This window comes from Cyclobacterium roseum, from assembly GCF_010119225.1.
Classification (GTDB): domain Bacteria; phylum Bacteroidota; class Bacteroidia; order Cytophagales; family Cyclobacteriaceae; genus Cyclobacterium; species Cyclobacterium roseum.
The window spans coordinates 91329-115225 of the sequence record NZ_WNKF01000002.1; the positions used below are offsets into that span (position 1 = coordinate 91329).

Genomic DNA, 23897 nt, shown 5'->3' on the forward strand with positions numbered 1-23897 from the left:
CGAAACGGTCCCCGTCAATTTCTTAAATAGAATCGGATTTTAACATTTCTCCTTTTGCCGACGCCTAGTACAAAAAATGAATCCCATCACTTCCCATTCCCCTACCAAATCCAGTATCTTTAATCCTTAAATTGGCTCAATCACCCTGCGCTCCATGATGCTACCTACTGTACGTTCGTTACCGGCAATGTTGGCCCTGCTTTTGGGGTTTTCCTGCCAGGAACCCCACCTGCTTTCGGAAATTCCTTCCTCCCATTCGGGAGTGAATTTCCAAAATACGCTGCTCGAAGACGAGTTTATGAACATCCTTACGTTCGAGTATTTCTACAACGGCGCCGGGGTGGCCGTCGCGGATTTCAATGCGGACGGCCTGGACGACCTGTTCTTTACCTCCAACATGGGAAACTCGGAGATCTACATCAATAAAGGAAATTTTACCTTCGAAAACATCACGGCTACGTCAGGAATAAATACCGAAGGCAAATGGGCCACCGGAGTCAGCATCATTGACATCAACCAGGATGGCCTGCGGGACATCTATATTTGTTTCTCGGGACCCTATGGCTCCCCCCAACGTGCCAACGAATTGTACATCAATCAGGGTGACCTTACCTTTACCGAAATGGCGGAAAGCTATGGACTGGCGGACCGGGGATTCAGCACGCAAGCGGCCTTTTTTGACTTTGACCGGGACGGGGATCTGGACCTGTACCTGCTCAACAATATGACCGATGAAACGGGGCCCAATATCATTCGGCCCAAGCGCATCCATGGGGAAATGCTGAATACCGACAAGCTGTACCGCAACAATGGCGATCAAACCTTTACCGACATTTCCACCGAGGCTGGCATTACCATCGAAGGCTACGGCCTGGGGGTTTCCATCTCGGATATCAACCAGGATGGCTGGCCAGACATCTATGTCTCCAACGACTACCTGTCCAACGACCTGCTCTACCTAAATCAACAAGACGGTACCTTTGAAAACGTAGCGGGCAATGTCTTTCCCCATACCAGTTACTCTGCCATGGGCAACGACATCTCCGATTTTAATAACGATGGGCGGCCCGATATCATTAGTGTGGATATGTTGCCCCCCGACTCTTACCGGCAAAAATTAATGTTTGGAAAAACCGGTAACGACCGGTACCTATCCGAACTCAAAAGCGGGTACGAGCCCCAATTGATGCGCAACACGCTGCAGCTAAACCGGGGAAAAAGCCCGGGAGATGTTCCGGTATTTTCAGACATCGCCTATATGGCCGGTGTAAGTGCCACGGACTGGAGCTGGGCACCGCTTTGGCTGGATCTGGACAATGATGGCTGGAAAGACCTACTGATCACCAACGGATATCCCAGAGATATCACCAACCGGGATTTTGTGGATTACCGCTCCGGATTTTCACGACTCAATAGCAGGCAGGTGAGTGAAGCCCTGCAAAATCTGGAGGGGGCGCACATCCGCAATTTTGTGTTCCGAAACCAACAAGACCTAACCTTTGAAGAGGTCAGTAGGGACTGGGGTATGGACCTCCCCTCCTACTCCAGCGGCGCGGCCTTTTCCGATCTGGACGGCGACGGTGCACTGGATTTGATCATCAATAATACCTATGCAAGCGCATCGGTTTATAAGAACAACACCCGGAAGCAAGGGGCACACTACCTGCAAATCAAGCTGGAGGGCAAGCTTCCCAACCTGCAGGCCATCGGAGCCAGGGTATATCTATGGACGGATTCCGTCCAACAATTTCACGAGCACTACCTGAGTCGGGGCTATCAGTCTTCGGTATCCGAAACGATCCATTTTGGACTGGGAAATTCCGACCGAATCGATTCCCTGCTGGTGCTTTGGCCGGATGGGGAAAGCAGCCGGATCCGGGATGTTTTAGCTGACCAAACCCTGGAAATAAATCAAAGTAGTTCCGGGGAAAGGGTGGCCGGCAAAAAATCGGATGCCCCGGAAAGCAAGGAAAAGCAGTTTCCGGGCCTACCCCTTTTTACCCATGAAGAAAAATACTACGCTGATTTCAACCTTCAGCCCCTGTTGCCGCACAAGCATTCCCAATTAGGGCCGGGGGCCGCGGTAGGCGACCTCAATGGAGACGGAAGGGAAGACTTGTTTTTTTCCGGAGCCCACGGACAGGCGGGGCAATTATTTATCCAAAATCCCGATGGTAGTTTTACGATCGAATCCCTTCCAAAGGAGGATGCCCTTTATGAAGATATGGGTGCCCTGTTTTTTGATGCGGATGGCGATGGCGACCAAGACCTGTATGTGGTTTCAGGAGGAAATGAGTTCCCACCCGAGTCTTCTTATTATCAGGATCGCCTCTACCTGAATACAGGAGAGGGAAACCTGGTCCTTTCAGAAGACCGGCTTCCTGACAACCCGGTAAGCGGCTCCTGCGTGATTGCCGGGGATTTTGATAAAGACGGGGATATGGATTTATTCATTGGAGGAAGGTTAGCACCCAATCAGTACCCGCTCCCGGGAACATCGCAGCTTTTAATGAATGAAAACGGTAAATTCACCAATGTGATACAGGAAGTGGCTCCGGGATTGGATACGCTAGGAATGGTTACCGCCGCACTCTGGTCCGATTATAATAACGATGGCTGGCTGGACTTATGGGTAGTAGGCGAATGGATGGAAATCACCCTATTTGAAAACCAAAACGGTAAACTGATACTAAAAGAAAGCCCCCCCGGGCTGGAAGGCAGTTCCGGATGGTGGAATAGCATCATCGGAACCGACTTGAACCGGGACGGAAGGACGGATTATGTGCTGGGCAACCTGGGATTGAACAGCCGGTACCGGACCCGAATGGAAGCACCCCTTCAGATTCATTGGGCCGATTTTGATGCCAATGGCAGTATGGAAGCCATTATTTCGCATGTAAGGGATGGAAAGAGGGTTCCCGTGCACCCCCGGGACGATCTTTTCCAGCAGATTCCTTCCTTAAAAAAACCCTATCCAACCTACCATGACTATGCCTTGGCGGATATGGCATCCCTAATCGGAGCTACCGCTGAGAAAGCGCCTAAGCAGTTATCCGTGGAGCAATTTGCATCGGTCATTTTGATGAATACCGATAGCGGATTCCAGATTACCCCACTTCCAAACGAAGCCCAGCTTGCTCCCGTTTATGGCGCCTTGGCGGAGGATTTCAACGGAGACGGGCAAACGGATCTTTTTTTGATAGGAAATAATTTCGCCGGAGAAGCGATCAATGGCCCCTACGATGCCTCGTATGGCCTGATGCTGCATGGAGATGATGCCGGAACCTTAAAGGTACCCAAACAAAATCCCTGGGTCTCCGGAGACCTACGTGGATTAACCCATGCCACCTTGCAGCAAAGCGGACAAACTCTGGCCCTCGCTTTGAAGAATAATCAGGCCTTGGAATGGCTGAACCTCTTTCCGGCTTCGCCGGCTCATTATTCTCCCCCCAGGGTAGAAAACACGGCTTACGTCATGCTTCATTATCGCTCCGGAAAAGTCCGCAAAAAAGAATTCTATTGGGGAGCCGGATACCTGACCCAGCAACCCAATAGAATCATTTTTGAAAAAGACTTACTTCGTATTGACTACTTTGATTTGGATGGAAACCAGTTGGATTCCTATCCGATTCAATCCAATTTGGAGAAATAGCGTACTTCAAACCGGTTTTGATTGTTTCCTTTAAACAGCGGCTCCTTTTCTGCCCGTAGAACCAGTTGATCCCTGTCGACAAGAAGGATTTCGTAGGTGTTTATCAGTACGCCTTCCTCATCAAGATACCTTAGCTGCCCATCTTTGATTTCGTACTCATTGGATAGGAATGAGTTCTGGGCAATGGTCCTGGTTTCGCCGGAAGGAAGAAATTCATATACCTCCTCTTGATGCCAGTCCCCACTGCTAAAGCCAAATTGATTGTAATGGTAATAAGCGGAATCCAACTTCCATTTCCCCAGCAATTGTTGCTCCGTGTTGCGTTGACAGGCACTTAACAGAACAGCGCAACCGATAAGGAAAAATGTCCATTTCTGCATCAATAACCGGGATTTTGAGTTAAAACACCGTTACTAAGGTCAATTTCCCTTTGGGGAATGGCAAACAGGTAGTGCTTGGGCCTTTCAAAATTTCTGGGCGGCTTCAGGGGCCCCAGGTCCTTTTGGTAAAGGGCCACAATGTCTACCAAACCTGCTTTATCCCAGCGAATCAGGTCCTGATGCCGTTGATTTTCACCGGCCCGCTCCACCCTTCTTTCGTGAATCAGGTCTTCCATGGTGGCATTGGTCAATGGCGTTCTGCCGGATCGCTCCCGAACGGCGTTGAGCTCTGCATCACCATTTAGTCCGGATCGGATTTTTGCCTCGGCCACGATCAGGTACACATCTGCCGTACGCAAAATGGGGTTGTTGTGGCTCATGTTCAGCCCCCCCTGCGGCCTCCAGGAGCTGTATTTTCTGAAATGGTATCCCGTAGAGGACAGATCTTCCGTATAAGGGGTCGCCCCACGGTCTCCTCCTAAGTCCACCATATCTCCCGGCTGGTAAACGGTATAATCCAGGCGGGGATCCCCCTCCTCAAATTCATCGATCAGATCCTGCACCGGTTCGTGAAAATCCCATCCTCCCCAAGGCCGGGGGGTGGTATAGATCACGTGGTTGTTTTCCCTCCAGCCCTGCAAGCTCTGAATGGCAAAAAGCATCTCGGGATTGTTCTGGGTTTCCACCCTAAAATTGTCGGAAAAATTTTCAGCCAGAGGATAGGGGCCGTTTAGCACCTGTTGTCCGTACTCGATGGCATTCGCAAAATCCTCCTGATACAGATACAATTTTGCCAGCAAGCCCCTGGCAGATCCCTTATGCGCTCTGCCCACATTGTCTGCATCGTGGTTTTCCGGTAATAACTCAGCCGCCGCCAGCAAATCAGCAGCTATTTGAGCCTGCATCTCTTCCATGCTGGCTCTTTCTTTGTTGTATTCATTTGCCAGGGCATCCTCCTCCAGAATTAACGGCACCCCACCATAAATCACCAAAAAGCGCCAGTACATAAAACCTCTTAGAAAATGGGCTTCCCCAAGGGTACGGTTTTTCAGATTCTGATCCATAGATATCTCCGGCACATTGATGAGTACGGCATTGGCCCGGGATATTACCTCGTACTTATGTCTCCAGCTATAATACAATTGCGGATTTCCAGCATCAAAGGTAAAGGACTCAATGGCCTGATCCTCCCCGTGATCTCCCGCTCGGTATTGATCATCGGAAGGAATATCGAACGTATGCTCCGCATGCCCGTAAAAATCGTGGTTCACAAGCGGTTCGTACATGGCATTGGCGGCCGCCACGGCATCGTCGCCATTTCTCCAGAACTGAGAAGAGGTAGACTGGCCGTAAGGGACCGTTTCAAGTATATTATCCTCGCAGGCCGCTAGCAGCGTGCAAGATAGCAATAGGTATAATACTGATTTTTTCATAGCTTAACTTAAAATGTAATGGTGGTACCAATCGTCCAGCTTCGAGCTTGTGGATATTGAGCAAAATCTGCATTTAACTGTAGATTTCCGTCCGTATATCCCAATTCAGGATCCATTCCGGTGTATCCCGTCAGGATAAAGACATTCTGCCCGGTGACATAAAACCTCGCTTTGGTCACCCCTACCCGAGAGGTAAGCATTTCCGGTAAGGTATACCCTACTACCATGTTCTTTAGCCGGAAGAAATCACCTTTTTCCAAAAACATGTCAGAAGTACGGTGATTGAGGTTATCTCGCTTGGTCGTCATCCTGGGGATTTCGTTGCTACTTCCCTGTCCATTCCAGCGATTGATGGTTTCGGCATACATGTTAAACGGATAGGTGGGGTCTATGCCCTGCATCCGGTCGGCGTTATAAATATCAAAACCGGCATTGCCCAAAAAGAACAAACTCAGATCAAAGTTACCGTAGCCCAGTTCTGCGTTTAATCCATACACCACCTTGGGATGCGGATTTCCGATGACTTCCCGGTCCTGTTCGTCTATCAGGCCATCCCCGTTCAGGTCAATAAACCGAACGTCACCCGGCTGTATCAACCCATCGTCTCTTCTGGGATCATTGGCAATATTGGGATCGTTTTGAATGGCCTCGTTGGTCTGGTAAATGCCGTCTGCCCGCCATCCATAAAAGCTGGCAATCGGAAACCCTTCGTAAGTCCGGGACAATTCCTGACTGGAGCGACCGTATAGGCGTGACCCGATAAAATTACCATCGGCCAGCTGGGTTACCTCATTTCTTATAAAGGAAGCGTTTCCACTGACGGAATAAAACAGCTTACCTTTGTTTTCCCGAAACAACAATTCCATCTCCAATCCCTGGTTCCGTAGTTCCCCGATATTTTGGTTCGGTATCTGTGCCGTGCCAATACTACCAATGGTAGGGGGAGCGATCAGCATGTCCTTGGTATCCTTAATGAAATAATTAAAATTGGCCAACAACCGGTTTTCCAGGAAACCGATGTCCAGGCCGATGTTTGTCATCTGGGCGGATTCCCAGGTAATATTCAGGTTCGGAATCCGGGTTTGTGCGGCACCCACCGTTTGGTTACCCCCAAAGGAATACCTTCTTCCGGAGCTGATAAGGGCCAAATACTGCAAGCCCGGCACATTTTGATTTCCGAGACTTCCCCAGCCCCCGGTAAGCTTAAGGTTAGAAATGAAACCCACATTTTGGAAAAAGGCTTCCTCCGAAATTCGCCAGCCCAGCGAAAAGGCGGGAAAATAACCCCAGCGATTTCCCGGCGCAAATTTCGATGAACCGTCACTTCTGAAAGTAGCCGTAACCAAATACCGTTCGTCGTAATCGTAAGCTACCCGACCAAAATAAGAAGCCAGCGCATCGTACGATTTGCCGCCTCCGATGGAATTCAGGGTTTGCCCCACGTCTAAAAACCGCTGGTCGAAAGACTCATCGATAAAATCAAGCTTACTGGCATTAAATCCATCTGAGTTGAAAGTTTGGGTGGTATACCCTCCTACAAAATTCACTTTGTGCAGATCGGCAAATACCTTGTCATAGGAAACAAAATATTCCGCCAGTAGGGAATAATACTCATTATAGCTTCTTGACAAGCTATTGCGTGGACTTGCCCTGATCTGATCGTCAACAATAATATTGAAATTGTAGCCATCACTAATAGCCCCTTCCAGGCCAAAATTGGCCCGGACTTTCAAGCCTTCCAGTATCTCATATTCAGCCTGAACATTGCCCAATAGTTTGTGGCTGGTATTGTTATTATCTTGCGTTTCCTGCGTGAAAATGGGATTGTTGATATCCCCAAATTCTCCGGAGATCTGGGAGGAGCTATAGCTTCCATCCGCATTGCGAACCGGCAGTCCCGGATGAAAGCGGATGGCGCTCCATAAAACACCTGTTTGAGCCGACAAGGTATTGGGACTGACCTGGTTGATGGATACCAATTGCAGGTTTTGGCCAATTTTAAACCGATCGCTGATCTTGTGATCGGAGTTTAAGCGAAAACTAAGCCGACGAAAGTTGGAATTGGTAATCATTCCCTTTTCTTCAAAAACACCGCCCGATAACATAAAAGAAGAATTTTTATTCCCTCCGGTCAAAGTCAGGTCCATGTTTCGGGTACTGCCCTGTCCCAGTAATTCTTCCTGCCAGTTGGTTTGTTGGGTCTGATAGGCTGGATTTTCCCAGATGGGATTGATGGCCAGGCCGTCGTTGGCGTAGCGTTCCCGCTTTAAAAGTGCCAGATCGGGCGCTTCCAGTACATCAATGGTTTTGATGGCATTGGAAACCCCTGTGTATCCGTTCAGTTCAAATTTCAAGGGTTGGTCAAAATCCCCCCTTTTGGTGGTTACAATCACCACGCCATTGGCCGCACGGGTTCCATAAATGGCCGAAGCCGAGGCATCCTTAAGCACCTCAATGGATTCGATGTTGTTGGGATTCACATCGTTTAGATTTCCTCCCGGTACGCCGTCAATGATTATCAGCGGGTCTGCATTATTAAGGGTACCGGTTCCCCTGATCCTTATGGAGCCCTGATTGCCGGGAGCACCTCCATTTCGAACCACATTGACACCGGCGGCCCTTCCCTGTAAGGATTGCGCTGCCCCGGAGACGGGTAAGTTTTGGATATTACTGCCTTTGATGGAAGAAACCGCACCGGTCACATCCCTCTTTTCCTGGGTTCCATAACCTACCACCAACACCTCATTCAAAGAGGTTTCGTCGGCGACCATCTGGATGGTAAACTCCGTCCGGTTACTCACCTCTATGGTCTGGGTGGTATAGCCAATAAAAGACACCACAATGCTTGCCTGATCGGGAACGGTAAGAGAAAATTTCCCGTCAATATCGGAAACCGTACCGGTATTGCTTCCGGCAACGGTTATCGTAGCCCCGGGCATGGGTTACCCATTCTCGTCCAAAATGGTGCCCTGAATGGTCAGGTCCCGAACGTTTTCGGGGATTTCATTCGCCTGCGAAGTTCCGGGAAGGCAGAACGCCAACAGGGCCAGGAACTGAACAGCAAACAGGAAATTTTTCGTCCCCCGTTTAATTGGTAATTTTTCGTTCATGAAAGTTTTAAATTTTAGTATTAAAATAGATTCAATCTTGGACCTGCTTTCACATTAGATCCGGGTTTAATAGGGCCATTATTTCATTTTGTGCCAGGTTATGGTTTGGGCTGTCCTCACAATACAGCAGTTGGTTTGATATGCCGTTTGAAGGAATGGAATTTCATTTCCTATCCGTGAAAAGATTTATTCTAGCGATCGATTTGGTAGCAAAAGATTATTTTAGCCTTTTGAATAGCAAAACCTATCACGCTTAAATCCTTTTTAGGTTGATAAGAAATTAGTAATTAAATTTTGTAAAAATTAGTGATTTATTCAAATGAATATTAAAAATTAACGGTTAATTAATTAAAATTTTTTTTCTTGACAATTATTTAAAGTGAATCGCTAGGAAGATTATTTCATTTACCATTTCCGGTAAGGTCATACAAACCTAAGTTCGATCTATTTTCCGAAAAAAACTTTCTCAAATTCAGCCCCATCTGGGGGTAGGAGGTACTTCTTGGTTTGCGTTCCGTGGCCTGCACCCACGGTTATTGTTTTTCAGACCCTTCAGACCTGCCTTTACTCAGAGAATCAGCAGCAGCCAAGATTGGCATCTATAGAAATTTTTTTCCTTTAGTCCAATCATATTATAATGAGGTCACCTATCACTTCCAAAGAAACAAGCTCTTATTTGAATCCGAAGCCTATAGGGCTTCAACAGTAATAACCCCGGGCGAAACCCGGGGTTTGCGAGCCGGTAAATCCTTCCACCAACCCCGGAGGTTGAACACGGTCCTGCGTACAAAGGAGAGTTGCTCAATTTTGTGATCACCCAGGGAAATGTAGGCGGCAGAGAGTCCTCTTTTTGTCCGGTACCTCCACCCCATAAATGAATTCCTATAGTTTAAAGCCTGCTTGCTGTTCCATGCACCAGCCTATGGGAGGCAATCAACCAAAAACCCTTTCCGATACGGGCGAATTTTCTATGAAATTTTCTTACTTTGTATCAAACGAAAAGCACTTTCCCAAAATGACAAACCTATACGCCGTATTACCTTTCCTTCTCTATCTACTCGTCACCCCCTCTACCGCACAAACCGAACAGAAGCCAAACATCCTTGTGATCGTTCCGGACGACCTGGGTTGGTCGGATGTGGGATACCAGGGTTCGGAGATTCTCACACCAAACATTGATCGCCTGGCCCGGAATGGGAAAATTCTGCAGCAGTTTTACGTGATGCCCACCTGCACCCCCACCCGGGTCAGCCTGATGACGGGAAAATTCCCCAGCAGGTTTGGGGTTTTGGCACCGGCATATGGGGAGGTGATCGACTTGGGAACACCGACGCTCCCTTCCCTGCTACGGGATGCAGGCTATTTTACCGCCATTGTAGGAAAATGGCACCTGGGCTCTCCTCCCTACACCCCGTTGAAATACGGGTTTGATCAATCCTATGGCTATTTTGACGGACAGATAGACCCATATACCCATGAATACAAAACAGAAACCAAGCTAACCGACAGAAGATCCTGGCATAGAAACGATCAATACCTGGACGAGCAGGGGCACGTGACGGATCTTCTGACAGCCGAGGCCATCCGGATAATCGAGGAACAGCGGGAAAAACCCTTTTTCCTGTATCTCGCCCATCATGTACCGCATTATCCGCTGGAGGAAACGGAAGCCTACCTTTCACTCTATGATGACAAACCGCAGATGCACCCCTCCAGAAAGCTATTTGCCGCCAGTGTTTCCCATCTGGACGAGGGCATTGGCAAAATTCTGAAAACCTTAGAGGAAACCGGTCAGCGAGAAAACACGGTCATTTTATTTCTGAGTGATAACGGCGGGCAAAAAAGCTGGCAAAGCACGGAGCATTACCGGGGAAAGTATGCAGACAAACCGCATTTGGTATTGGGCAATAACTACCCGCTCAGGGGCTGGAAAGGAGACCTTTATGAAGGAGGTATACGGGTTCCCGGAATCATCAACTGGCCGGGCAGGCTCGCTTCCGGAAAAATTTCCATGCCGATCCATATGGCTGACTGGCTTCCCAGCCTGTTGGAACTTGCAGGAATTCCGAACCCTGGAAGGCAACGTCTAGATGGGGAATCCATTTGGAAATACCTGCAAAACCCTGAGGCTAGCCCGCAACCGACACGTTCCTTTTACTGGAAAATAAAGGGAGCTTCCGCCGTGCGGGAGGGAGATTGGAAACTCCTGGTTCGGCAGGATGGAAGTAAGGAACTGTATGATTTAAAAGCCGATTTCAGAGAAACCCGGGACTTTTCCCACCAACATCCGGAAAAAGTCAAACGCCTGATGGGGTTGTTGGAAAGCTACCGAAAAGACGACCGGGATTAATTTTTTATTGGATTAACAGCATTTACGCAAACCCTCCACTGCGGCAGAGGGATTTGTCCGCATTTGACTGGTCGGTATTCGAACGCCTTGCCTTGTACTGCTCCCGATTAGGTCAAGATGAATGTCGTTTGGCAAAATACACATTGTAGGTAAATGGATCGATTAAACGGAGGTTAATTGCTGTTTTACCCCTCAGGAATACCTAACAAAAAAATATATAATATTATTATTTTTTATTGTAATATTTTAACAAAGAATAGTAGTAAATTTGTCTTGTTAATAAACCTTATAATTATTGTAACGGACAAAATCATGAACAATTTAGCACCAATTCGCATAGTTACCGCCCTGTCTCTGGTCTTTTTGACCTTTCTGGCAGGCATCTCCGGCACTTTTGCCCAAAACAACAATCCAGGACCCAAATTTGGCATCAAAGGAGGGCTTAACTTATCACAACTCTACGTGGATCAACCCAACGTTGAAGACGAGAATATGAAAGCGGGTATTCATTTTGGGGTTTTCGGAAAAATACCTGTCAATAGTTTCGTTGCCGTACAGCCTGAAGTGTTGTATACCAACATGGGTTCCAAAGTTTCTTATGGCGGTTCCGATTTCGAAAGCGTTTTTGGAATCGAGAGCGGAGAGATCCGGTTCAATCTTAATTACATACAGGTACCCATCGCTTTGGCGGTCAACCTGGGACCTTTGAATGTTCATGCAGGTCCCTACCTGAGTTATTTGCTTTCTGCCAATGTAAATAACTGGAAATCATCCGAAACCAGCCCCACCGAGGTTCGCGAATTAAACACGGATGACTTTAACCGAATAGACTACGGGCTGGTCGTCGGCGTTGGATTTGACATCAAGAATGTCAATGTGGGCGCCCGGTATAATTATGGCCTTAGGCAGGTCGGAAATGATGGCCTGGCTGGAAACCTGACTGACAACTCTAAAAATGGAGTAGGTCAAATCTACTTAGGTTTCGGTTTTTAAATCAAATTTATTTCCTTTTGGTAACCATGCTTTCTCTGAAGGCATGGTTTTTTTGCTTTTCCCAAGCCATCCGTCCTAGATGCAGGGGAACATTGTTGATGGGAAAAACGCTTGATACATTCTATTGAAGATGACAAGCTCCTAAAAGCAACACATTCCAACTATTAAATTTTCTTTTTAGCGATTAACTAATATCTTTAGACCTAAATCCAATATTGTATTTTTTACGATGTATAAAAAAGGCCTATCCGAACGGGACATTTGCACCAAATTCATCACGCCGGCGCTGAAAAAAGCAGGATGGGATATTCAAAAGCAAATCCGTGAAGAAGTTTTTTTTACTGATGGCCGAATCATCGTGCAAGGTTCCCTTCATACCCGGGGAACAAGAAAAAGAGCTGACTACATCCTATATTACAAAAACAATATCCCACTGGCCATCATTGAGGCCAAGGATAACAAAAAAGGAGTAGGTTCAGGAATGCAGCAAGCCCTGGAATATTCCGAAATACTCCAGCTTCCTTTTGTCTTTACTTCTAATGGTGACTCCTTTGTTTTTCATGACAAAACCAACCCTGAAATACGAGAAAAAGAAATTCCTTTAGATGAGTTCCCTTCGCCTGCCACGCTTTGGGAAAAGTATCTGAAATTTAACGGTATAGAAAGCCCAAAAGCCCGAGAAATAGTAGCGCAGGATTATTATGTGGATGATTCGGGCATGAACCTGAGATATTATCAGGCAAATGCGGTGAACAGAACCATTGAAGCCATAGCCAAAGGAAAAAATAGAATTCTGCTGGTCATGGCTACGGGAACGGGAAAAACCTACACTGCCTTTAACCTGATCTGGAGGCTTTGGAAAACAGGCATCAAAAAAAGAATCCTGTTTCTTGCGGACAGAAATGCCCTTCTCAATCAGACCAAAAACGGGGACTTCTCCCCATTTGGAAATGATATCATGCATATCATCAAAAACCGCAGGATTGATAAATCATACCAGATCTACTTTGCCCTGTACCAGGGGCTTACCAGCAATGAGGAAGAAAAAAATGCCTACAAGGAATTCAGCAGAGACTTTTTTGATCTGGTGGTGGTGGATGAGTGCCACCGCGGGTCCGCTTCGGAAGCCTCTGCCTGGCGGGAAGTGTTGGAGTATTTCGAAGCAGCCACGCAGATCGGTATGACGGCTACCCCAAAGGAGACCAAAGACATCTCCAATATGGACTATTACGGAGATCCTGTCTATACCTATTCCCTCAAGCAGGGAATCATGGATGGCTTTTTGGCTCCTTATAAAGTCGTTAGAATTACCACCAATCTTGATGAAGGTTGGCGGCCTACTTCCGGCATGTTGGACAAGTTTGGCAATGAAATCATAGACCGAATCTATAACCTGAAAGATTATGACCGCAAAATGGTCATGGATCAACGGACACAACTGATCGCAAATAAGATAACGGAGTTTTTAAAAGCTACCGATCGTTTTGCCAAAACAATCGTCTTCTGTATCGATATAGAACATGCCCAACGCATGCGGCAGGCACTGATCAATGCCAACGCTGACTTGGTTTCAAAGCACCCCCACTATGTGGTCAAAATCACCGGGGACGATGAGGTAGGCAAAAGGGAGTTGGACAACTTTACGGATGTAGAAGAGCGCTTCCCCGTCATCGCCACAACATCCAAAATGTTGACTACGGGTATAGATACCAAGATGGTCAAGTTAATTGTACTGGAAGCAAACATCGCCTCCATGACTGAATTCAAGCAGATCGTCGGAAGAGGCACCCGAATAAGGGAAGCGGAAGGGAAGCTGTATTTCACCATTATGGATTTCCGAAAAGCTACCAACCTCTTTGCCGATCCGGATTTTGACGGGGAACCTGTACAGATCTACGAACCTGGAATAGACGATTCCCCTGTACCACCCGTATATCCGGAAAACGAGGAAGAAGAGGGTAATCAGACTGAAGAACCGGAAACTCCTGGTTTAGGTTCGCCTCCACCTGGTATCCTGATCCATGAACCGGATCCGGAGGCAGAGCCTAAGAAGTACTATGTCAACGATCTAGAAGTATCCGTCATCAACCAGCGCATCCAGTACTTTGGAGCGGATGGCAGATTGATCACGGAATCCCTAAAGGATTATACCCGGAAAAACATCGGAAACAATTTCAGTTCCCTGGATGCTTTTATCCAGCACTGGTCAACAGCGGAAAAGAAGGAAATTCTTTTGGCAGAACTGGCCGAGCAGGGAATTTTATTGGAAGCCCTTCGGGAGGAAATCGGCAAAGAAATGGACGATTTTGACCTGATCTGTCATATTGCGTTTGACCAGCCGGCATTGACCCGGAAAGAACGGGCCGACAAGGTTCGCAAACGAAACTACTTTGCCAAATACAGCGATAAAGCCCAGGCAGTGCTTAATGCGCTCCTGGATAAATACGAACAAGAAGGAATTACAACCATCGAGCAGGGAGCTATCTTAAAAGTTCAACCCCTCAGTCAATTGGGTTCTCCCGTGGAGTTGGTGAGGGCTTTTGGCAAGGGGAAGGACTTTGAGAACGCACTAAGGGAATTGGAAAAGGAAATTTATAAATCGGCATGAATTGAAGTTAGCAGATAAAATAAAATTACCTGAGGGACGGCGGCTTGAGTTCAAAGAAATATTGCCATCTAATGCAGACTTTGCCAAAACAGTGATCGCTTTTGCAAACGATGCTGGAGGTGAACTATTTATCGGCGTAAAAAACAATCCCAGATTACTGATTGGTATTCCTGAAAATCAATTAGATGGCATCGAAAACAAAATCAGCAATATTATTCATGACTCCTGTACTCCTTTAATTCAGCCAGAAATTTCATTTCTTGAAGAAGATAATAAACATTTCATTCGAATATTCATTCACAAAGGGAGTAAGCCTCCCTACTTTTTAAAAAACAAAGGGAAGGATCAAGGCACCTTTGTCCGAGTTGGTTCATCCAATAGATTAGGTGATAAAGAATCGATTTTGCGCCTTGAAAGATTAGCTTCAAATATTTCATATGATGCAGAATTGAATTATTCCAAAGATTTTAATGAATTAGAATTAGATGAATTCGCTACTTTTTTTAAGGAGAAAACAGGTGAAGAATTAACGGAGAATATTCTTGAAAAACTGGACCTTATTGTCAACGAACAAGGCCAAAAGCGGGCTACTAATGCACTCGTCCTCCTTTCGAATGATAAACTAAAAACTCAACTTTTTCCCAATTCAAAAATTGAATGCGCAAGGTTTAAAGGAACTAAGCCTGGAAATTTTATAGACCAAAAATCTTTTGCAGGAAGCATTGTTGGTCATGCTGAGCTGGCCTTGAATTTTGTGAAACGTCATATTTCTGAAGGGACGAAAAATTATGAGGGTGTTTATAGGAACGACCGCTGGGAATATCCGATCATAGCGCTGCGTGAAGTTATTCGAAATGCGGTCATTCACAGAGACTACTCTCTCACCGGAAAAGACATTAAAATCGCTATTTTTGAAGATAAAATTGAAATCACTAGCCCAGGTAAATTGCTTCCTTCGGTAGATTTTGACGAAATGTTTGCCGGACAGTCGGATGTGAGAAACAAAGTGCTGGCTCCAGTTTTCAAACGGCTCGGCCTAATTGAACAATGGGGCAATGGATTGCAGTTGATAGCTGATGATTTAAGAGAATATCCTGAAATCAAACTCAGATGGAACGAACCGGGGATGGCTTTCAGGGTGGCTTTTGTCAATCAGTATTATTCACCACAGCAGGAGTTGCAACAGGAGTTGCAGCACGAGTTGCGGCACGAGTTACGGCACGAGTTACGGCACGAGTTGCAGCACGAGTTGCAGCACGAGTCCCTTATAACAAAAGTTCTCAAAATAATTTCAATCAAAGAAATTAACACGAAGGGAATAGCTTCAACTTTAGGTCAAAAAAGTATCTCAGGGTCACTGAAAAAGATATTAAATAGTTTGTTGGAAAAGTCATTAATCGAATGGACAATCCCGGAAAAGCCAAAAAGTAAAAACCAGCAATACAGAATCACAAGGCGGGGCATTGCTTTTTTGCTCTTACTCGGAGAAAAAAACTAGAATCGAAAAAATATAAATTACCTAAATGTCAACAATCACCACCAATATCAAAGGCATCCGCGACATCATGCGGAAAGACACAGGAGTAGATGGGGATGCACAGCGCATCTCACAGATGGTCTGGATGCTCTTTATGAAGATTTTTGCAGATAAGGAAGAAGAATGGGAAATTACCATAGAAGATTACCAAAGCCCTATCCCTGACCAATTCAAATGGCAAAACTGGGCCGCCAATGAAGAAGGCCTGACAGGAGATGCCCTGATGGACTTTATCAACAATGAGCTGTTTCCGGCCCTCAAAGAACTGGATTTCAGCATCAGTCCCCAGGCCAAGATCATCCGGTCTGTATTTGAGGACACCTACAATTACATGAAAAACGGAACGCTCTTCCGTCAGGTCATCAATCAGATCAACAAGATCGATTTTAACAGTTCCAAAGACCGTCACCTGTTCAATGACCTTTACGAAACGATTTTAAAAGAATTGCAATCCGCAGGTTCATCGGGAGAATACTATACCCCCCCCCCGGGCGGTGACACAGTTTATGGTGGATATGATCAATCCCCAACTCAAAGAAACGGTGCTTGACCCTGCCTGTGGAACGGGCGGATTCCTTACCTGTACCATAGACCATAAAAAGCAACTCGTTCAAAACGACCAGGATGAACGTGATCTGCAAACCACCATCCGTGGGATAGAGAAAAAGCCCCTACCCCATTTACTCTGCACCACCAATCTGATGCTGCATGGATTTGATGTACCTGCGGTGCGCAGAGACAACCTCCTCAGCAAGCCTTATTCCGACTGGGGAGCAAGTGACAAGGTGGATATCATTCTGACCAACCCGCCTTTTGGGGGAGTGGAAGAAGATGGGACCGAAACGAATTTCCCCCAGAAGTTCCGCACCAAGGAAACCGCCGATCTATTTCTGGCCCTGATTATCCGTTTGCTCAAAGATGGCGGCAGGTGCGCCGTGGTCTTGCCGGATGGGACCCTCTTTGGGGAAGGTGTCAAAACCCGGATCAAAGAAGAACTGATGGAGCGCTGCAATTTGCATACAATCCTGCGCCTTCCCAATGGGGTATTCAATCCCTACACGGGCATTAAAACCAATTTGCTGTTCTTCGAAAAGGGATCGCCTACCAAAAATATCTGGTACTTTGAGCATCCCTATCCGGATGGTGTCAAGAGCTACAACAAGGGCAAACCCATTCATATCAAGGAATTTGACCTGGAGAAAGCCTGGTGGAATGATCGGGAAAATGAGGCCTATAGCCAATATGCCTGGAAGGTTTCCGCAGAGGAAATTAAAAACAGAGGATACAACCTGGATATCAAAAATCCCCATCAGGTCGCAGATGAGCTGGAAAGTCCGGAGGTCCTGCTAAAAAAATACCAAGCCACCGAAAAAAAGATCTCGGATATTCAGGACGAGATTATTAAGGTATTATCAGAAGCTTTAAAATAGACGTCATCGGTAGGAGGAGGTACGACGACGAAGCAATCTCATCAATTGAAAAGATTGCTTCGTCGTGCCTCCTACCGATACCGGGAACGACTTATGAAACTATTAGAACATTTTAAGGAACTGACCTTGCATCCCAAAAATGCCCAAGAGCTGAAAGGGTTGATTTTGCAATTGGCGGTGCAGGGGAAATTGACGAGGCAATGGCGGGAGGAGCATCCGGATGTGGAGCCAGCTTCGGATTTATTGGAAAGGATTAAAGATGAAAAAGAAAAACTTGTAAAGGAAAAGAAAATCAAAAAGGAAAACCATCTTCCCAAGGTATTGGATGAAGAAGCCCCCTATGAATTGCCTAAAAGTTGGATTTGGTGCACTTTGGGAGATTTAAACCGAGAAATCCATTATGGTTACACGGCTTCTGCACTCCACACCTTTAGTGGCATAAGAATGCTCCGAATAACTGACATTCAAGATAATAAAGTCAATTGGGATCGAGTACCTGATTGTGATATAAAAGAGAAGGATTTTCTTAAGTATAAACTTGAAGAAAATGACATTTTAATTGCCAGAACCGGTGGTACCATCGGGAAGTCGTTTCAAGTTAAAGGAGTAAATGTAAATTCCGTTTTTGCATCCTATTTAATTCGAGCAATTCCAATGAAGCAAGTTTTTCCGGGATATATTAAACAATGGCTAGAATCTCCCATTTATTGGAAACAACTTACCGAAAACTCTCAGGGAACTGGTCAACCAAACGTGAATGCCACAGCATTGAAAGGGTTGGCGGTTTCTTTACCTCCTCTAGAAGAACAAAAAGCCATTGTAGAAGTAGTCAATCAATTGTTTGCAGAAGTGGAGCAATTGGAAACTTTGACCAAGGAGCGCATAAAGTTGAAGGCAGACTTTGTGACTTCGGCCTTAAGCTGGTTGACCCAAGCAGCAGAACAGGATACCGCTAGTCAGTGGGCATTTTTGCAGGAACATTTCGGCACCTTCTTTACTGAAAAAGAAAGCGTCAAAAAAGTCCGGGAAGGCATTTTGCAATTAGCTGTTCAGGGGAGGTTGACGCATCATTGGAGATCCCTTCGACAGGATCAAGGAATACAAGTCGAACAAGCTTCTACCCTACTTGAAAAAATCAAAGCCGAAAAAGAGCAATTGATCAAAACAGGCAAGATCAAGAAGGAGAAACCGCTGCCTGAGATTTCAGATGATGAAGTTCATTATGAATTGCCTGAGGGGTGGGTTTGGTGTAGGTTTCAAGAAATATTTGATATTCGCGATGGTACACATGATTCACCAAAAGACGCGTTTGGTTCTGATACATTTCCTCTTATCACAAGTAAAAATTTCAATAATGGTAAAATTGATTTTAACACAGCAAGAAGGATATCAAGTGAAGATTACTTGAAGGTAATTCAAAGATCTCAAGTACATAAAGGCGACATACTATTTTCAATGATTGGAGGGAATATTGGAAATCAAGTTGAGGTAGGAGGTTTTACAGAATTCGCAATCAAAAATGTAGCTCTTTTTAAGCATTATAGATATGGCTTGCCCAGTGAAGGTTTTCTAAAATTCTTCAGCCAATATATTGCTTTAAGTTTACAAGGAGAAGCAGCTGGTGGTGCCCAACCATTTGTATCACTTAAATTTTTCAGAAACTTGATTGTTGGACTCCCACCTAAGGAAGAACAAAAAGCCATTGTAGAAAAAGTCAATGTTTTAATGGCATTATGCGATAAACTAGAACAAGAAATAGAAATCCATCAAACCATCCAGGAACAATGGATGCAGCGTTGTTTGAGGGAGGTGGTGAATGCAAAGACTCCTGATGAACTTCATTTAAATTTAGCCGCAGAGCCTATCCCTAGGTATGGAAATAAATAAGGACTTTGGAACGATTTTGTAAACTTATAGGTTGACACAGTGAAAGTAATTTGTATATTTGAGCATTCAAAAGATTGCCTTTATGCAGTAAAGTATGAAGGGAGTGAGCAGGATGCGCTAGATATACTGCAGGAAAAATGGGCGGATCCTGAGGATTTGCGTCTGTTTTTCAAACAATACAAAAGAGACTATGAATCGTATTATGGTAAAGCTACACTTAGCCAAATCGTCGAGAAAGCAATCGAAGATGCAGATGCTTTATTTGAAATCCTATTCAAATTGGCCGAAGATGTATCAGGAAAGCATCTAAGCGAATTTTTTAAACCATTACACAAAAAGGAAGCTGGAACAGCTTATGAACTACAACAACTTAAAGCTTACGGTACTTACAGCAACTCTTTCCTGAGGATTTACGCCATCCGGTATGGCAACTCGTTTGTCATCACAGGTGGTGCGATCAAGTTGACCGATCAGATGAAGGATCGGAAGCACACACAGAAGGAACTATATAAGCTTAATATGGTAAGGGAGTACCTGCAGGAGAAAGGTGAAAAAGGGGAGTTCGTTTACTTAGACATTTAAAACCATGAGCAAGACGGAAGAAAAAATAAAAAATCTGGCGGCGGAAAATCCTGCTTCCGGTTGGAAAGAAAAAGTTGCTTTTAGAATAGCTAATAAAACATGGCTCAAAAAGTCAACCCGGATTTCCTTGCGGATTTTGGATGCCCTTGACGATAAAGGCTGGAATCAAACTGACCTTGCCAATATTTTGGGTGTCAGTCGACAGCATGTAAGCAAATTGGTAAAGGGCAGAAATGATTTTAAACTTTCTACAATTGCAAAACTGGAAGAAGTCCTAGAGATACGGTTACAGGTTATTTTGGCAGAAAATGAACAAGTAGTAACTGAAGAAATAATTTGTGACCGAGTGAACCAAGAAATCATGGATTACCATCGTAAATGGGCCCTAACCCAGCAATATTTTAGTTTAAAACAACAAAAAACCAATCCTCAATTAGTAATGGCCGTAGAGCCCTCTAGTGAGGATGATTATGCCAAAGCAGGATGAAAGCAAAATTTTCTCCGTTACAGTTATTGGATTTCAAACTGCTTCAATCTCACTATGGATATGAAGTAACTGAACAGGACAACTTGGATTTGCAGGAACTATTTTCCACCTATTCGGTAGAAATTAATTTTGAAATGGCCAAAAGTGAGGAAAATGAAGAGATACAGCTTCTTACCACAATTGAAGTTAACCAAGACATGGAAAATCCAAAACCTGGGTACCAAATTATGGTAGAAGGAGGAGCAACATTTAAACTCAAAGACGCTGAAAATATCGAGGAGAGGTTAAGGAATAACTTATCTCAGTTTTCTACCCTGAATATGATAATCAATAACCTTCGAAATATCATTTTTCAAATTACCAATCTGGGCCCGATGGGCGGATATCTACTTCCTCCAATCGACATCACTAAGCTTTTACAGGATAAAGCAGATTTGCAGGATAAAAAGTAATAATTTATTCTATTTGAATTTGGAATATATTGGTGAAAATTCTGAGTGTTGTCAGATAGAATTATTATATGTAGGTTAAAATGCTGAACAAGGGCTCACATTTATTAACTTAATCAATGTTCAGTTCCAATTTTATCTGGATCAATGACTTGAAAGATCTCTAACACCCTATCCCGTCCTCCAGAGAAACCAAATTGCAACGAACTATTAGTATCGGTCTTTAATTCATTTAATTTCTGCTTGAAACTTTCTATATCACTAAAACCAAAAATATTTTTTACTTTTTGAAAATGTTTTCTTGAAACCATTCGATACAATATCTCAATTTTGCCTACCTCTCTAGAACGTGCTTGTTCGAAATAAATATAAAGATCAGGAACCCAATACTTCCCTTTTAGTACTGCGACATAATGGCATAAAAGATCAGCTTCTACTAATTCTTGCTTAGAAACTTCCTTAACTAACCTTGACGTAAACAAATGACCTAGCGGAGAAGGGTATCTTTGCTGTTCAATATGCTCATAATATTGAATCAAATCTTCATTTGATTTTGAAAGAAAAAATGTAAAATTCTTACCTTCATTTTTATAATTAGCTCTGTCCTTTGTGAAATATAATGAAGAGAATAGGTTCTCCAAAAATCCATATGACCTATATTTTAAAGCCAATGCAACAACGTAAAGGAAAAATTCATGAATTGCTATTAGAAAACCCTCATATTGATAGGCATAATGGGAGCCGCTGCCTTTACTATTCAAAAGAAGCGTCATCTTCTCAAAAAAAGAAATTATTAAATCAAATTCAAACTTTATCTCGGAGCGGATAATTTTTTGAAAAAATTTAATAAAATCATCTCTAATTGGAGTGTAACTATTTACAAAATTAACGAGAGCCTTACCAGAATCTGACCTAAATTGGCCACTACCTAATATTTGAAATTGACTTATTTCATCAAAAACATTATCCAGAAATTCTTGAATTAACCCATTAAGCCTTTCTGGATGCCGATCGATTTGATTATCCAGCCGCTTGACTGTGAAGGAGGTTTTGAAAGTATTTACCGCATCCTCAAACAAATATTTAGGAGGATTACCCAAAGCTGGTTTTGAGATTGAAGGTCTATTAAACAGATTCCTTAAAAGCTCTTCATAATTGATTTCAAAAGTACTTTCATCCGAAAGATCAAAATACAACCTGCTTTCTAGATATACAGGCAAGATAGCTTTTCCCTCTTCATCTTTCTCCGTAACAATTGGAATAAATTTTTCCTGATCACTCTTTTTATAAATTCCTGGGGTAATGATCACGGTTTCGGTCCCTACACCTCCTTTCCTATCATTTGCCTTATCGACATATGTCTTATCACATACTATTAGTACTTTTTTTATTGCAACATCGGAAACCATAGACTCCATAAATTTATGAAGGTCGTGTCCAGGCTTTAGATCCCATTTATCCAAAACTACATCGATTCCATCGTGGCGGAGCCTATTGGCAAAACTTATCGTCCAATCTTGATGCTTTGGATTAGTTTGGCTGTAAGAAATAAAGACTTTGATTGTTTCGGACTGTTCCATTATAACTAAGGAAATTTATTTTAGAAAATATTTTACCAGAAGCAATTATTCATCGTTCCATGAAAATAATTTGGTGCTAAATATATTCTTTCAATTCTTTTTCCGGCATTTCATCATAAGTCTGCCCGTTAAGTTCTCGACCGGCTTTTTTCTTGTTTTTACCACCCCATTGTTTAAAGAAAAAAGCCACTTTAGCGACTTGGCATTGTTCCTGAATATCCAAGACCCAGTCTGGGTTCATGGGTCTGGCCTTGTGACCACTCTCCCCACCGACAATGACCCAGTCGATACCGTTTAAATTTATATTTGGAAGGGCACCGATCAGGGGTTCGCAGGAAAGGAACTTTACCCGGGCACCGGATTGGCGAAGAAAGTCTATTCGGTCCAGAACCTGTTCATCTTCCACCGACACGCCCATCCAGATATTGTGTGACCAGGGCAAAAGATCACTGATTTCAGCCAGTCGGTCCGCCCGCTTGGTGAGGACCTGGAAAACATGCTGTCCATTGTCCTTCATCACCTGAAATACTTTTTGGATAAATTCTAGTGGCACATCCTTGTGAAAAAGGTCAGACATAGAGTTCACAAAAACTACTTTGGACTTTTTCCAGGCGTAGGGAATTCCTAAAGCTTCTTTATGAATTTTGACCTTCTTAAATCCTTCCTTGTACTTCTCCACTCCCATGGCCTGAAGGCGCTTGGTCATTACTTCCGCATAGCAGAATTTGCAGCCCGCTGAGATCTTGGTGCAGCCCGTGACCGGATTCCAAGTCAGTTCGGTCCATTCGATTGAGGTTTGTGCCATGGTAGGTTAGGTTAGTTGGATGGATATTTGGTTTGGTCTAGAATTGATTTGATTTGGGAAGCTCTAACATCTTTATATCCATAAGGATCAATAAAGAAAACAGAGCATTCTGATGATTCCAATATCTTTTAACAGATATTTTTTTCGTAAACCTATTACAAGCATAGACCTAATTTTTGTGCAAATTCCGTTTTTACGTTTACGATATGCTGGGATTTTCGTCCAAGAATCCCCCTTGCCCCCTTATAAAGGGGGATTTAACTGCAAACATCTTGAACAGCTAGTGATATACTTTTTCATTAATATCGGATGGCTATTTACCCAATTAAATCCCTGGTTCTATTTAACAGTATCCTTTAGCTTTGAAAACGGTATATAGATTTCAGCCATCAAACGAGGAACGGATGACATTTTAATAGCAGCGGGTTAAACCATTGACCCGGAAAAATAATTTCTAATGGATGAATTCTCCAATACCTTCGCTTCAATTTCCGGCTCCAGGTCAATATCCTTATTCGCTCCTAACAGTGATTCAAAAGGTATACCCAAATACCTGTTTAATAAAACGATCATTTTTAGGGACAGGATGCAGCCGCTTCGACAAGCTCCATTTA

The 23897-nt window shown here is 44.3% G+C and carries 17 protein-coding genes; 11 read left to right on the forward strand and 6 right to left on the reverse strand.

Annotated features, from left to right (window positions below; translation table 11 throughout):
• Nucleotides 1–154: 154 nt before the first annotated feature.
• Nucleotides 155–3652: a VCBS repeat-containing protein gene (locus tag GJQ68_RS03090; protein WP_162415854.1), complete on the forward strand. Its 3498-nt coding sequence runs from the start codon at nucleotides 155–157 to the stop codon at nucleotides 3650–3652.
• On the opposite strand, the gene GJQ68_RS03095 is transcribed toward GJQ68_RS03090, so the two are convergent.
• The 4 genes from GJQ68_RS03095 to GJQ68_RS23290 are packed head-to-tail and all read right to left on the reverse strand — an operon-like array spanning nucleotide 3631 to nucleotide 8575.
• Nucleotides 3631–4032 carry a hypothetical protein gene (locus GJQ68_RS03095; RefSeq protein ID WP_162415855.1) on the reverse strand — a complete coding sequence of 134 codons (402 nt, stop codon included), beginning with the start codon at nucleotides 4030–4032 and terminating at the stop codon, nucleotides 3631–3633. The two genes, GJQ68_RS03090 and GJQ68_RS03095, sit on opposite strands and share 22 nt — an antisense overlap.
• Nucleotides 4032–5465: a RagB/SusD family nutrient uptake outer membrane protein gene (locus tag GJQ68_RS03100; RefSeq protein WP_162415856.1), complete on the reverse strand. Its 1434-nt coding sequence runs from the start codon at nucleotides 5463–5465 to the stop codon at nucleotides 4032–4034. The genes GJQ68_RS03095 and GJQ68_RS03100 overlap by 1 nt, the downstream gene beginning before the upstream one ends.
• A gap of 8 nt (nucleotides 5466–5473) precedes the next feature.
• Nucleotides 5474–8404, reverse strand: a complete 2931-nt coding sequence (locus tag GJQ68_RS03105) for a SusC/RagA family TonB-linked outer membrane protein (protein WP_235941020.1) — start codon at nucleotides 8402–8404, stop codon at nucleotides 5474–5476.
• A gap of 3 nt (nucleotides 8405–8407) precedes the next feature.
• Nucleotides 8408–8575 carry a hypothetical protein gene (locus GJQ68_RS23290; protein WP_235941021.1) on the reverse strand — a complete coding sequence of 56 codons (168 nt, stop codon included), beginning with the start codon at nucleotides 8573–8575 and terminating at the stop codon, nucleotides 8408–8410.
• A gap of 1015 nt (nucleotides 8576–9590) precedes the next feature.
• Here GJQ68_RS23290 and GJQ68_RS03110 point away from each other — a divergent pair.
• The 10 genes from GJQ68_RS03110 (at nucleotide 9591) to GJQ68_RS03150 (ending at nucleotide 20901) form a co-directional block, all read left to right on the forward strand.
• Entirely contained in the window at nucleotides 9591–10925 is a 1335-nt protein-coding gene (locus GJQ68_RS03110; RefSeq protein WP_162415857.1) for a sulfatase-like hydrolase/transferase, read from the forward strand.
• A gap of 312 nt (nucleotides 10926–11237) precedes the next feature.
• The gene (locus GJQ68_RS03115) at nucleotides 11238–11918 is read left to right on the forward strand and encodes a porin family protein (protein ID WP_162415858.1); all 681 of its coding nucleotides are present in this window, start codon (nucleotides 11238–11240) and stop codon (nucleotides 11916–11918) included.
• Between the two features lie 229 nt (nucleotides 11919–12147).
• On the forward strand, nucleotides 12148–14526 hold the full coding sequence (gene hsdR / locus GJQ68_RS03120; RefSeq protein WP_162415859.1) for an EcoAI/FtnUII family type I restriction enzme subunit R: 2379 nt from the start codon (nucleotides 12148–12150) through the stop codon (nucleotides 14524–14526).
• 1 nt (nucleotide 14527) lies between these two features.
• Nucleotides 14528–16024 carry an ATP-binding protein gene (locus GJQ68_RS03125; RefSeq protein WP_162415860.1) on the forward strand — a complete coding sequence of 499 codons (1497 nt, stop codon included), beginning with the start codon at nucleotides 14528–14530 and terminating at the stop codon, nucleotides 16022–16024.
• A 25-nt stretch (nucleotides 16025–16049) separates the two neighbouring features.
• Nucleotides 16050–16613 (forward strand): type I restriction-modification system subunit M N-terminal domain-containing protein, encoded by a 564-nt coding sequence (locus tag GJQ68_RS23295; protein WP_235941022.1) that lies wholly within the window; start codon nucleotides 16050–16052, stop codon nucleotides 16611–16613.
• Nucleotides 16579–17493, forward strand: a complete 915-nt coding sequence (locus GJQ68_RS23300; RefSeq protein WP_235941023.1) for an HsdM family class I SAM-dependent methyltransferase — start codon at nucleotides 16579–16581, stop codon at nucleotides 17491–17493. Before GJQ68_RS23295 ends, GJQ68_RS23300 begins: the two co-directional genes overlap by 35 nt.
• Nucleotides 17494–17586: 93 nt before the next feature.
• Nucleotides 17587–19380, forward strand: coding sequence for a restriction endonuclease subunit S (locus tag GJQ68_RS03135; RefSeq protein ID WP_162415861.1), 1794 nt, complete (start codon nucleotides 17587–17589; stop codon nucleotides 19378–19380).
• 39 nt (nucleotides 19381–19419) lie between these two features.
• Nucleotides 19420–19962 carry a hypothetical protein gene (locus GJQ68_RS03140; RefSeq protein ID WP_162415862.1) on the forward strand — a complete coding sequence of 181 codons (543 nt, stop codon included), beginning with the start codon at nucleotides 19420–19422 and terminating at the stop codon, nucleotides 19960–19962.
• 4 nt (nucleotides 19963–19966) lie between these two features.
• Nucleotides 19967–20449 (forward strand): helix-turn-helix transcriptional regulator, encoded by a 483-nt coding sequence (locus GJQ68_RS03145; RefSeq protein ID WP_162415863.1) that lies wholly within the window; start codon nucleotides 19967–19969, stop codon nucleotides 20447–20449.
• Nucleotides 20446–20901, forward strand: coding sequence for a protein-export chaperone SecB (locus tag GJQ68_RS03150; protein ID WP_162415864.1), 456 nt, complete (start codon nucleotides 20446–20448; stop codon nucleotides 20899–20901). The genes GJQ68_RS03145 and GJQ68_RS03150 overlap by 4 nt, the downstream gene beginning before the upstream one ends.
• 113 nt (nucleotides 20902–21014) lie before the next feature.
• On the opposite strand, the gene GJQ68_RS03155 is transcribed toward GJQ68_RS03150, so the two are convergent.
• Nucleotides 21015–22478 carry a toll/interleukin-1 receptor domain-containing protein gene (locus GJQ68_RS03155; RefSeq protein WP_162415865.1) on the reverse strand — a complete coding sequence of 488 codons (1464 nt, stop codon included), beginning with the start codon at nucleotides 22476–22478 and terminating at the stop codon, nucleotides 21015–21017.
• Nucleotides 22479–22554: 76 nt separating this feature from the next.
• A complete protein-coding gene (locus tag GJQ68_RS03160; RefSeq protein ID WP_162415866.1) occupies nucleotides 22555–23283 on the reverse strand; it encodes a DUF5131 family protein in 729 nt (242 codons plus the stop codon).
• Between the last annotated feature and the right edge of the window lie 614 nt (nucleotides 23284–23897).

Bases quoted from the DNA above. Each gene is read 5' to 3' on its own strand.
- GJQ68_RS03150 (WP_162415864.1), top strand. From the start codon at position 20,446: ATGAAAGCAAAATTTTCTCCGTTACAGTTATTGGATTTCAAACTGCTT.
- GJQ68_RS03145 (WP_162415863.1), top strand. From the start codon at position 19,967: ATGAGCAAGACGGAAGAAAAAATAAAAAATCTGGCGGCGGAAAATCCT.
- hsdR (WP_162415859.1), top strand. From the start codon at position 12,148: ATGTATAAAAAAGGCCTATCCGAACGGGACATTTGCACCAAATTCATC.
- GJQ68_RS03135 (WP_162415861.1), top strand. From the start codon at position 17,587: ATGAAACTATTAGAACATTTTAAGGAACTGACCTTGCATCCCAAAAAT.
- GJQ68_RS23290 (WP_235941021.1), bottom strand. From the start codon at position 8,575: ATGAACGAAAAATTACCAATTAAACGGGGGACGAAAAATTTCCTGTTT.
- GJQ68_RS03100 (WP_162415856.1), bottom strand. From the start codon at position 5,465: ATGAAAAAATCAGTATTATACCTATTGCTATCTTGCACGCTGCTAGCG.
- GJQ68_RS23295 (WP_235941022.1), top strand. From the start codon at position 16,050: ATGTCAACAATCACCACCAATATCAAAGGCATCCGCGACATCATGCGG.
- GJQ68_RS03155 (WP_162415865.1), bottom strand. From the start codon at position 22,478: ATGGAACAGTCCGAAACAATCAAAGTCTTTATTTCTTACAGCCAAACT.
- GJQ68_RS23300 (WP_235941023.1), top strand. From the start codon at position 16,579: ATGATCAATCCCCAACTCAAAGAAACGGTGCTTGACCCTGCCTGTGGA.
- GJQ68_RS03160 (WP_162415866.1), bottom strand. From the start codon at position 23,283: ATGGCACAAACCTCAATCGAATGGACCGAACTGACTTGGAATCCGGTC.
- GJQ68_RS03095 (WP_162415855.1), bottom strand. From the start codon at position 4,032: ATGCAGAAATGGACATTTTTCCTTATCGGTTGCGCTGTTCTGTTAAGT.
- GJQ68_RS03115 (WP_162415858.1), top strand. From the start codon at position 11,238: ATGAACAATTTAGCACCAATTCGCATAGTTACCGCCCTGTCTCTGGTC.
- GJQ68_RS03105 (WP_235941020.1), bottom strand. From the start codon at position 8,404: ATGCCCGGGGCTACGATAACCGTTGCCGGAAGCAATACCGGTACGGTT.
- GJQ68_RS03110 (WP_162415857.1), top strand. From the start codon at position 9,591: ATGACAAACCTATACGCCGTATTACCTTTCCTTCTCTATCTACTCGTC.
- GJQ68_RS03090 (WP_162415854.1), top strand. From the start codon at position 155: ATGATGCTACCTACTGTACGTTCGTTACCGGCAATGTTGGCCCTGCTT.